9 protein-coding genes and 1 pseudogene are annotated in these 10,939 nt (G+C 43.5%); 2 read left to right on the top strand and 8 right to left on the bottom strand.

What is annotated here, in order from left to right; translation table 11 throughout:
- The 3 genes and pseudogenes from GMD6S_RS07015 to GMD6S_RS07005 form a co-directional block, all read right to left on the bottom strand.
- Positions 1–179 (bottom strand): annotated as a pseudogene (locus GMD6S_RS07015) (uroporphyrinogen decarboxylase family protein); the annotation flags it as partial.
- Between the two features lie 2 nt (positions 180–181).
- Positions 182–385, bottom strand: a complete 204-nt coding sequence (locus GMD6S_RS07010; protein WP_000837737.1) for a hypothetical protein — start codon at positions 383–385, stop codon at positions 182–184.
- Positions 386–396: 11 nt separating this feature from the next.
- Positions 397–1,401, bottom strand: coding sequence for a uroporphyrinogen decarboxylase family protein (locus GMD6S_RS07005; RefSeq protein WP_000157304.1), 1,005 nt, complete (start codon positions 1,399–1,401; stop codon positions 397–399).
- A gap of 367 nt (positions 1,402–1,768) precedes the next feature.
- Between GMD6S_RS07005 and GMD6S_RS07000 the strand changes: the two genes are divergently transcribed.
- The gene (locus tag GMD6S_RS07000) at positions 1,769–2,626 is read left to right on the top strand and encodes a 5'-nucleotidase, lipoprotein e(P4) family (RefSeq protein ID WP_000703382.1); all 858 of its coding nucleotides are present in this window, start codon (positions 1,769–1,771) and stop codon (positions 2,624–2,626) included.
- A 229-nt stretch (positions 2,627–2,855) separates the two neighbouring features.
- Here GMD6S_RS07000 and GMD6S_RS06995 read toward each other — a convergent pair whose 3' ends face one another.
- Both GMD6S_RS06995 and glmS read right to left on the bottom strand, forming a co-directional pair.
- Positions 2,856–3,908: an LLM class flavin-dependent oxidoreductase gene (locus tag GMD6S_RS06995; RefSeq protein WP_000229787.1), complete on the bottom strand. Its 1,053-nt coding sequence runs from the start codon at positions 3,906–3,908 to the stop codon at positions 2,856–2,858.
- Between the two features lie 110 nt (positions 3,909–4,018).
- Positions 4,019–5,827 carry a glutamine--fructose-6-phosphate transaminase (isomerizing) gene (gene glmS, locus GMD6S_RS06990; RefSeq protein WP_000334304.1) on the bottom strand — a complete coding sequence of 603 codons (1,809 nt, stop codon included), beginning with the start codon at positions 5,825–5,827 and terminating at the stop codon, positions 4,019–4,021.
- 243 nt (positions 5,828–6,070) lie between these two features.
- Here glmS and GMD6S_RS06985 point away from each other — a divergent pair, with 243 nt between their 5' ends.
- Complete coding sequence (locus GMD6S_RS06985; RefSeq protein ID WP_237739030.1) at positions 6,071–6,454, top strand: EamA family transporter; 384 nt, start codon at positions 6,071–6,073, stop codon at positions 6,452–6,454.
- 38 nt (positions 6,455–6,492) lie between these two features.
- On the opposite strand, the gene GMD6S_RS06980 is transcribed toward GMD6S_RS06985, so the two are convergent.
- The 3 genes from GMD6S_RS06980 to rseP all read right to left on the bottom strand — a co-directional run.
- Complete coding sequence (locus GMD6S_RS06980) at positions 6,493–7,872, bottom strand: glycoside hydrolase family 1 protein (protein WP_000911363.1); 1,380 nt, start codon at positions 7,870–7,872, stop codon at positions 6,493–6,495.
- Between the two features lie 111 nt (positions 7,873–7,983).
- Positions 7,984–9,837, bottom strand: coding sequence for a proline--tRNA ligase (locus GMD6S_RS06975; protein ID WP_000814033.1), 1,854 nt, complete (start codon positions 9,835–9,837; stop codon positions 7,984–7,986).
- Positions 9,838–9,853: 16 nt separating this feature from the next.
- A partial coding sequence (rseP, locus tag GMD6S_RS06970; protein ID WP_000306097.1) for an RIP metalloprotease RseP occupies positions 9,854–10,939 on the bottom strand: 1,086 nt, incomplete at its 5' end.

Raw genomic sequence — 10,939 nt, 5'->3', positions numbered from 1 at the left:
GGCTGAACTTCTCGGATAAAGCGCTTATGGCCCTCAATATTCTTCTCGATAATGACTGGATTTGAAAATCCGTGTAGCCATTCGTCTTCGGATGTGAAATGGTGCCAAAAACCAACTGGCACACGATCAACCTTTTCACCTCTAAATGCTTTTAAAACCCATTCTTTTTTTTCTGACATTCTTATTCTCCATTTCTTACTTTTTCAACTAATAAACTGCTTGCGATATCATTCGAGCGTAGAAAGGGAAGACTGGACTTGGAAAAATCCTGAACTCCACGACATCTCTCTCCATTTTTGCAGTGCCCATTTTTTACGACGCTTATGGCAACCAAAGCCAGCAAACCGACAACTGCAATGAAGATTCCCCATCTTTTACTTTTCATAGCTCCTCCTTTTAGAGAACAGCTGCCTGCCGAATCCAGTCCAACCTCTCTAAGTCAAAGTCATCTGGAACAGTACAGTCAGCTCCCAGAAGAACGCCTTTATTACCAGCTTCAGCCAGCAACCGTCTTGTTTCATCTTGCAATTCCGCCTTGGAACCTTGATAAAGCAAGCTTTTCTTGCCGTTTTCAAATCCACCTAAAACGGCCTTGCCTGGAAACAACTCTTGCCCCTGTGTCAAACTAACCTCCTCATGATGAGTCGCCCAGTTGACCACTTGAGCTGGATAGTCCTTAAATATCGTCACATCATTGCTCGCACCTTCAAAACCACAGATATGGAGGATATTGGTCCCACCAACCTGATTGGCTGCCTCCAAAATCGCTATATTGCTCGGTTCGATATAGGTTTGGTAGAGTTCTGGTGTGATGCGCTCATCTTGAATTTCCTGGGTGCTGAGATAAATCCCATCAACTCCACCTTGCTGGATGATTTTCTGAGTTAGGATAGCAATATCTCTTGCAATCACATCTAGAATAGATCTGAGTTGCTCAGGATTTTCAAGCAATAGGTCAGCCACTTCCCTATCTCCTCGAGAAGTTTCTGTACGGAACCAACGCTTGAGGTAGGAGATAGGCGAAAAGATATTGTAGAAAGAAGCAATCTCTTCGGTAAAGGTCTCTCGAATCGCTTGTACCACTTCCACCTGTTGCTGAATCCATGGGTGTTCCTCACCAATCGACTCAATAGAAGTCAGCTCCTGAATGCTTGCAATCTTAGGACGATAGACATTACTTGGATAAAGGAAAAAACCATCGCTCATAATTTTGACAAAATCAGGACGAATCCTTTCCACATAGTTGCGATGCCCATCAACACTTTTTTGAAAGATACGTGGATTATTTAATCCCTGCCCCTTTTCTTCGAGTGTTACAAAATGAAACCAAAATCCGACAGGAACTCTTTCCACTTCATCGCCTCGAATCGCTCTAAAGACTAGATCTCTTTTACTTGCCATACCTCTCTCCTTCCATTTGGATTGAAACCATCTTACCACTCCTTTTCCCCTTTTCCCAATATATATTGACTATCAACTCGATTGGAAATTTTTATATCTATAAAGAAAAAAATCCCTGAAAAGCTTGATGTTACTAGCCTTTCAAAGATTCTCTTTATTTTCATCTATTTTTCAAAAAGGAGCTGATATAGATTTTCTATCAAGTCGATTGGATTTTTTTATATCCATCTTCATTCCCAAATTAAGTACATAATTTTATCCTAATACCAAATTACTACTGAAAAATTTATTTTCTCCCGATATTCCCTTGCACAAATCCCGTGAAAACGCTACAATATTAGTAGACTATTATTAGGAGGATGGGATTATGAAAATATCCAAAGTTACCATTACAATTGCTTCTACACTTGCTTCCGTCATTTTACTGACTGGCTGTGGCACAAATTCGGCAAATTCACAGACAACACAAAGTAGTACATCTGATAATCAGGTTACAATGACCTATGATCAGTTGCGTTCAAGAGAGAACACTATGTCAACTCTTTGGTATCAAAAAGCAGCTGAGACCAAGGCACTCTATCTACAAGGTTACAATGTCGCTACTGATCGTTTAAAAGAACTACTAAAAACACAGACAGATAAACCCTACTCTATCGTTTTGGACTTAGACGAAACCGTATTAGACAACAGTCCTTATCAAGCTCAAAATGTCAAAGACGGAACAGCATTTACCCCAGAAAACTGGGATGTCTGGGTAAAAAAAGCCGCAGCCAAGGCTGTACCAGGTGCTAAAGACTTTCTCCAATTTGCAGACAAAAACGGTGTCCAAATTTACTATGTATCTGACCGCACGATAGATCAGGTAGATGATACGATCAAAAACCTAGAAAATGAAGGAATTCCTGTACAAAGCCGCGATCATCTCATGTTCTTAGAAAAAGGCGTCAAATCTAAAGAAGGTCGTAGACAAGCAGTCCAAGAAAAAACCAACTTAGTCATGCTACTAGGAGACAATCTTGTGGACTTTGCAGAGTTTTCAAAGACCTCTGAAACTGAGCGCGACCAAAAATTAGAGGAATTACAAAAAGAGTTTGGTGAGAAATTCATCATTTTCCCTAACCCAATGTACGGATCATGGGAAAGCACTGTTTACAATGGTAATAAATTGGATGCCAAGGGTCAAACTGAAGAGCGCCAAAAAAACTTACAAGGTTTTGATAAATAAAATAAGGGAGCTATCTACCAGTTTACACCAACCACAAGATATCGTATTTGCGAGAATATCAAAAAAGACGACTTCCAAGCGGAAATCGTCTTTTTTACTATTTTATCTTGTACTTGGTATAAACTAGTATATATTCCACTAGATAGTATGCTCTATCTCTTGTACCACTTCCACCTATTGCTGAATCCATGGGTGTTCCTCACCAATCGACTCAACTGATTGAATTTTTTTATAACTCCTCTTTCATAGCAAAGTAAGCACGTATTTTGGGCGCCACTTGTGTGCCGAAGAGTTCAATAGCTCTCAGAACTTGACCATGAGGCATAGAACCAAGCGGTAGATGGAGCATGAAACGGTCCAAGTCTAAATCCTCAATCATGCGAATCAATTTTTCTGCTACCTGATCTGGATTTCCCACAAACATGGCACCATTTGGCCCAACTTGCTCCAAATATTGCTCATAGGTCAACTCCTGCCAGTGTGGACGGTCCTTGGAAATCGCATCCACTACTTGCTTGGTCGGATGGAAATAATCTTTTATCGCCTGCTCGCCATCTTCAGCAATCCAGCCCCAAGAATGAGCGCCCACTTTCAGGTCTTTATCCGCATGACCGGCTTCCCTACTAATCTCACGATAAGCTTGAATCAGCTTTTTAAAATAACGCGGATTGCCACCAATAATAGCATAGACAATTGGCAACCCCGCCTGAGCAATCTTCACTGTTGACTCTACATGACCACCTGTCGCCACCCACAATGGCAATTTGTCCTGAACTGGACGAGGATAAACTTCTTTTCCAGCAATGCTTTGGGTCAATTGCCCCTGCCAGTCTATCTTGGTCTTTTCATTGACTAACTGGAGCATGTCTAATTTCTCATCAAAGAGAGCTTCATAGTCTTTCAAGTCATAGCCAAACAGTGGGAAAGACTCGGTAAATGAACCACGCCCAGCCATAATCTCCGCACGTCCATTTGACAAAGCATCGATAGTAGCATATTGTTGGAACAAGCGAATCGGATCCATACTCGAGAGTATGCTGACTGCACTCGTCAAACGAATTTTCTTGGTATTGACTGCACCAGCTGCAAGAACAATCTCTGGCGCCGATACCGCAAAGTCCTCCCGATGATGCTCCCCAATCCCGTACACATCCAAACCAACCTTATCAGCCAGCTCTATCTCTGCCACCAGCTGACGAATGCGTTCATCATGACTGTAAAGTTGCCCAGTCGCTTCCAGAGCTGTTGTTTCACCAAATGTTGAAATTCCTAATTCTACCATCCCGTTTCCTCGCTATCTCTTTTAGTTTTAGGGTATTTTATCACTAATTAGTTTTATTTTCAATACATTTGCTCATTAGAAAAAGTCTAGATGAACTAGACTTTCTTAGCTTATTCTACTGTTACTGACTTAGCAAGGTTACGTGGTTTGTCCACATCAAGGCCACGGTGGAGTGTTGCAAAGTAAGCGACCAATTGCGTTGGTACGACCATTGAGATTGGTGAGAGGTAAGGGTGGACGGTCGTAAGGACGATATCGTCTGTCTCTTTAGCAACATTCTCTTCTGCAATAGTGAGAACCTTGGCACCACGGGCTGCGACCTCTTGGATATTTCCACGAGTATGGTTAGCAAGGACTGGATCTGACAAGAGGGCCAAGACAGGCGTTCCTTCTTCAATCAAGGCAATGGTCCCGTGCTTGAGTTCTCCTGCCGCAAAGCCTTCACACTGGATGTAAGAAATCTCTTTTAGCTTAAGACTGGCTTCCATGGCTACGTAGTAATCTTGACCACGTCCAATGTAAAAGGCGTTGCGTGTTGTTTCAAGAAGCTCATGAACTTTAGCATCAATGGTTTCTTTTTCAGAAAGAGTTGATTCGATAGACTGAGCTACGATTGACAACTCATGAACCAGGTCAAAGGCTTGCGCTTTAGCATTGCCGTTTGCTTCTCCGACTGCTTTTGCAAGGAAGGCAAGAGCTGCGATCTGCGCTGTATAGGCCTTTGTTGAGGCCACAGCAATTTCAGGACCCGCGTGAAGAAGCATGGTATGATTGGCTTCACGAGAAAGAGTTGAGCCTGGAACGTTTGTCACTGTCAAGCTTGGAATGTCCATTTCATTAGCCTTGACCAAAACTTGACGGCTGTCAGCTGTTTCACCAGACTGGCTGATAAAGATAAAGAGTGGTTTCTGGCTGAGAAGTGGCATACCATAGCCCCACTCAGATGAAATTCCAAGTTCAACAGGTGTATCCGTCAACTCTTCCAGCATCTTCTTAGAAGCAAATCCTGCGTGGTAAGATGTCCCAGCTGCAAGAATATAGATGCCGTCTGCATCTTGAACAGCCTTGATGATAGCTGGGTCAACCACTACTTGACCTGCCTCATCTGTGTAGGCTTGGATGAGTTTACGCATCACCGTTGGTTGCTCATCGATTTCCTTGAGCATGTAGTAAGGGTAAGTTCCCTTACCGATATCTGACAAGTCTAGCTCAGCAGTGTAGCTAGCACGCTCACGGCTATTACCATCATAGTCTTGAACTTCGACACTATCAGCCTTGACGATTACCAACTCTTGGTCATGGATTTCCATGTATTGGTTGGTTTCACGAATCATAGCCATAGCATCTGAGCAGACCATGTTATAGCCTTCCCCAAGACCAATCAAAAGTGGTGATTTATTCTTAGCCACGTAGATGACTTCAGGATCTTGCGAGTCAACCAAGGCAAAGGCATAAGAACCACGGATGATGTGAAGGGCTTTTTTGAAGGCTTCTAGAACTGAGAGACCTTCTTCTTCTGCAAATTTCCCAATCAAGTGAACAGCGATTTCTGTATCTGTTTGTCCCTTGAAGTGGTGACCTTCAAGGTATTCTTCCTTGATTTCAAGGTAGTTTTCAATCACCCCATTGTGGACCAAGACAAAACGTCCAGTCTCAGAGCGGTGTGGGTGAGCATTGTCCTCCGTTGGTTTCCCATGAGTCGCCCAACGCGTATGTCCGATACCTGTTGTTCCCTCAACACCAGCTGTCTTAGCAGATAATTCTGCGATACGACCGACAGCCTTAACCAGGTGATTTTCAGCACCACCTAGGACAAAAATCCCCGCAGAATCATAGCCACGGTATTCGAGCTTTTCAAGCCCTTGAATCAAAATATCAGTTGCATTTGTGTTTCCAACAACACCAACAATTCCACACATAGTATATACGACACAGACCAGCTGTGCTTTCTCCTTAAATTGGTATAGTCTAATTCTCGCTTTACGGAATCAGCAAAAACAGTATATACTTGTTTTTCTCACTTGTCAAGAATAAAAATTGGTATAGCTTCTATAGAGTTCCTGAAATTGAGATTTCACCTAATAGCTGACAAGGCAGATGCTTTACTTATAGTCGTAAGGGAGGAGGTTGCCATGTGATTTTTCTTCGCACTTTTATCTGCTATCTTTGCTGCCCTAACGTCAATTCTAGCCAAGATTGGGATTGAGGGAGTTCCATCCAATCTAGCAACTGCTATTCGTACGGTCGTCGTCATTCTTATGGCCTGGGCCATGGTTTTCTTGATCAATAGCCAGACCGAAATTGTCAACATCAGTAGAGAAAGTTGGCTCTTTCTCATCTTATCTGGCTTGGCCACTGGCACCTCCTGGCTCTGCTACTACAAGGCACTACAGATGGGCAATGGGACTGAGGTAGCCGCTGTCGATAAATTCCGTCTCGTCATTACCCTCGTTCTAGCCTTTTTCTTCCTACAGGATGTCCTGACGTTTAAAACAATTATTGGCTGTATCCTGATTACGATTGGGACCTTGGTGATGATATTGTAATAAAAAGTGAGATGAACACCATCTCACTCTTTTTATTCTTAAAATCCATTATGGTCGCTGAGTTCCTTGAACCAATGGCCTGATTTTTTTAGACGACGTTCCTGTGTTTCCAAGTCAAGCTCAACTAGACCGTAGCGGTTTTTATAGCTATTGAGCCATGACCAGCAATCAATAAAGGTCCAGATTAAGTAACCCTTACAATTGGCTCCGTCTTCAATGGCACGGTGAAGTTCACGCAGATGTCCTTTGACAAAGTCGATACGATAGTCGTCCTGAATCATGCCATTCTCACGGAATTTATCCTCACCTTCAACACCCATGCCATTCTCTGTCAACATCCACTCAATATTACCATAATTTTCTTTGATATTTTGAGCGATATCATAAATCCCCTGCTCGTAGATTTCCCAACCTCGGTGAGGATTGATTTTACGGCCCGGCATGATATAAGGCTCGTAAAAATGTTCTGGCAAGAGGGGACTGTCTGGATGTTTAGCAAAACGCGGCGCCATAACGCGCAAAGGTTGGTAGTAGTTGACTCCAAGGAAATCAACTATGTTCTCGCGAATGAGTTCTAACTCTTCAACAGTGTACTCTGGCAGCAAATCATGCTCAGCTAAAATTTCCACCAATTCCTCTGGATAAGCTCCCAAGACAGACGGATCTAGGAAAGATTGAGCTTGGAAGAGGTCGGCAATGCGCGCAGCCTTGACATCCGCAGGATGCTGGCTACGTGGATAGGCTGGTGTCAAGTTAAGTACAATTCCAATCTTAGAGCCAGGCAGAATCTCATGACAGGCCTTAACCGCAAGACTACTAGCCAGTTGCGTATGATAGGCAACCTTAACCGCTGCTTTGGCATCCACCTTGTGAGGATAATGGGCATCATAAAAATAACCAAATTCTACGGGGACGATGGGTTCATTAAAGGTAATCCATTGGTCTACCAAGTCACCGTAAGTCTCAAAACAAAAACGAGCATAGTCTTCATAAGCCTTGACAGTTGCCTTATTTTCCCAGCCATCACCAGCTTCTTGAAGGGCAAAAGGCAGGTCGAAGTGATAGAGATTGACTAAGAGACGAATCCCCTTGGCCTTAATAGCCTCAAAAACCTGACGGTAGAAAGCCACCCCTTGCGGATTGATCTCTCCACGACCTTGCGGAAAAATACGAGACCACTGGATAGAAGTTCGGAAGGCTGTATGCCCAGTCTCTACCAAAAGCTCAATATCCTTTTCCCAGTTTTCGTAAAAAGTCGATGTTTTATCAGGTCCAATTCCATTGTAGTAACGATTTGGCTCTACTTGGAACCAATAATCCCAGAGATTGTATCCCTTGCCGTCACCAGGTACACGACCTTCTGTCTGTGGTCCAGAAGTAGAGGAACCCCAGACAAAATCCTTTGGAAATTTTAACATACTTATACCTCTTTTGTTGATATTTTATGTGTCTATTCAGTCTTATTATATAGAAAAAACAAGGTAAAAACTAGTTACATTTTTGCCTTGTTTTTCTTCTGATTATAGTTTTTATTTTTTGCTTAGGATTTCAAGAGTTTCAAGCAAGTTGTCTGCGTGAACTTCAATGGTGTCACCAGTCGCCTTGATCTTAACTTCGACAATACCATCAGCCGCCTTCTTCCCAACAGTGATACGGATTGGAAGACCAATCAAGTCGCTATCGCTGAATTTAACCCCGACACGTTCGTTACGGTCATCCGTCAAGACTTCGTAACCAGCTTCCATCAAGTTGGCTTCCAATTTTTCTGTCAAGACTTGCGCTTCTTCATCTTTAACATTGACAGTAATCAAATGCACATCGAATGGCGCCAATTCTTTAGGGAAGTTAACTCCCCAAGCGTAACGGTATTCACCTTTTGGAGTTTTATTGACAAAGAGGCGAGCGTGTTGCTCCATAACTGCTGAGAGGAGACGGCTGACACCAATACCGTAACAACCCATGATGATTGGGATCGCACGGCCATTTTCATCCAAAACATCCGCACCCATGCTTGCTGAGTAGCGAGTTCCCAATTTGAAGATGTGACCAATCTCGATACCACGCGCAAAGTTAAGAACACCTTGTCCGTCTGGGGAAATTTCACCCTCACGAACTTCACGGATATCCACATATTCTGCAGTAAAGTCGCGACCTGGGTTCACACCCGTCAAATGGTAGCCATCTTCGTTAGCCCCTACAACAGCATTGCGAACATCTTGCACCTTGCGGTCAGCAATGATTTTCACATTTTCTGGCAAAGCAACTGGGCCAAGCGAACCAAAGCCAGCTGAGATAACATTTGCTACTTCTTCCTCGCTCGCAACGTCAAAGAAATCTGCTCCCAAGTGGTTTTTCAACTTAACTTCATTGAGTTGGTCATTTCCAACTAGAAGGGCTGCAACAAGCTCACTATCTGCCATATAGAAGAGGGTTTTGATGGTTTGTTCTTGCGGAACGTTTAGGAAGGCTGCGACTTCATCGATGGATTTAACACCTAGAGTTTCCACTCGAGTCACTTCTTCTTCCGCAACGACACGGTTGCTTGGTTTGTACTCATTTGTTGCCATTTCCAAGTTAGCCGCATAGCCAGACTCACTTGAGTAGGCAATGGTGTCTTCACCAGAAACCATCCATTTGAGCAATTCTGCCTTGATTTCTTCTTGCACTTCTGTAGGAATCTCATCAAATGAGGCAACTGACTTGTCTAAGACAACCCAGCGGTCAAGGTCTGTACGAGCAGGTGTAATCGCCATAAATTCTTGACTGTCCTTACCACCCATGGCACCACCGTCACCGATGATAGCCTTGAAATCCAAACCACTACGAGTGAAGATGCGCTCATAGGCTGCCTTGTATTCATCATAGGTCACATCCAAGCTATCATAGTTGGCATGGAAACTGTAACCGTCTTTCATGATGAACTCACGTGTACGAAGAAGTCCGTTACGTGGGCGTTTTTCATCACGGTATTTCGGTTGGATTTGGTAAAGGTTGAGTGGCAATTGCTTGTAAGACTTGACAGAGTCACGGACAATGGCTGTAAAAGTCTCTTCGTGTGTCGGACCTAGGATAAAGTCTGACTTTTCACGATTTTTCAGTTTATAAAGGTCTTCACCATAGGTTTCGTAACGGCCTGATTCACGCCAAAGATCGGCACTGAGAAGGGCAGGAGCCAACATCTCCACCGCACCAATCTTATCAAACTCTTGGCGCATGATATTCTTAGCCTTTTCAATCACACGGTTAGCAAGTGGTAGGTAAGAATAAACACCTGCAGAAACTTGGCGAACATAACCAGCACGCAACATAAGGGCGTGGCTGATAACTTGAGCATCACTTGGCATTTCGCGAAGCGTTGGGATTAGCATTTTACTTTGTTTCATAATATTCCTCGATTATCTAAAAGAAGAGTCGCATAATGTCATTCCAGGTCACAGCTAGCATCAAGACAACCATGATAACTACACCAGCCATGGTGACATAGGTTTCAATTTCTTGTTTAAGGGGTTTACGGCGGATAGCCTCTAGGATATTGAGCACAATCTTTCCACCATCCAAAGCCGGGATTGGAATCAAATTAAAAATCCCGATATTAATAGAAATCATGGCTAGGAAGTAGAGGACGTTCTCAATTCCATTTTTAGCAGCATCGCTACTTGCCTTAAAAATGGCAACGGGACCGCCGAGTTTGTTCAAATCTGGATGGAAAATCAAGTTTTTCAGAGCTGAAAGGATACGGAGCCCTGAGTCAGCTGCAGTTGTAAATCCACCAACAAACATGGATAGAAAGTCTGACTTGACCCCTGGTTGAACCCCGAGAATGTAACGTCCTTGATTTTCTTCTGGAGTCACAGTGACTTGTTTTTCGCTACCATTTTCAGAAATGGTCACATCCAAGGTCGGGGCGGTCTTGTCCTTGGTATCTGCTTCCACAGCCTGGGTCAAGTCTTGCCAATTCTTAACCTCATGCGAGCCGACCTTGGTGATTTGAGCTGTCTCAGCTACGCCCACCTTAGCCAAAGCGCCCTCTGGCATGACGTGAAAGAGATTGGTCTGAGTATCTCTAACACCGCCCTGCAAAAAGATCAAGATCCAAAAAACAACAACACCTAAGATAAAGTTATTCATAGGACCTGCAAAGTTGGTGATGAGCTTGCCCCAGATAGAAGCATTTTGATACTGTACATCCAAAGGAGCGATGCGCACTTCGGTTCCGTCTTCTTCAACAACCGTTGCATCGTGATCTACTGCAAAAATCTTTTCTTCTTCCAAGACCAACCCCTTGATAAAGAGCTTGTCTTCAAAGTCAAACTGGGTTACCTGCATAGGAAGAGCCGTTTGATCCAGTTTCTTCCCTGAGAGGTTGATCCGTTTGACCTTACCATCATCAGCAAGTGTTAAACTGACCGGAGTTCCTGTCTTAATTTCTGTCGCATCATCACCCCAGCCTGCCATACGAACATAGCCTCCTAGAGGAAGGATTCG

The sequence above is a fragment of the Streptococcus sp. GMD6S genome, assembly GCF_000297015.1.
The sequence above is the reverse complement of the archived record's forward strand: the minus strand, read 5'-3'. Positions and strand labels throughout refer to the sequence as shown.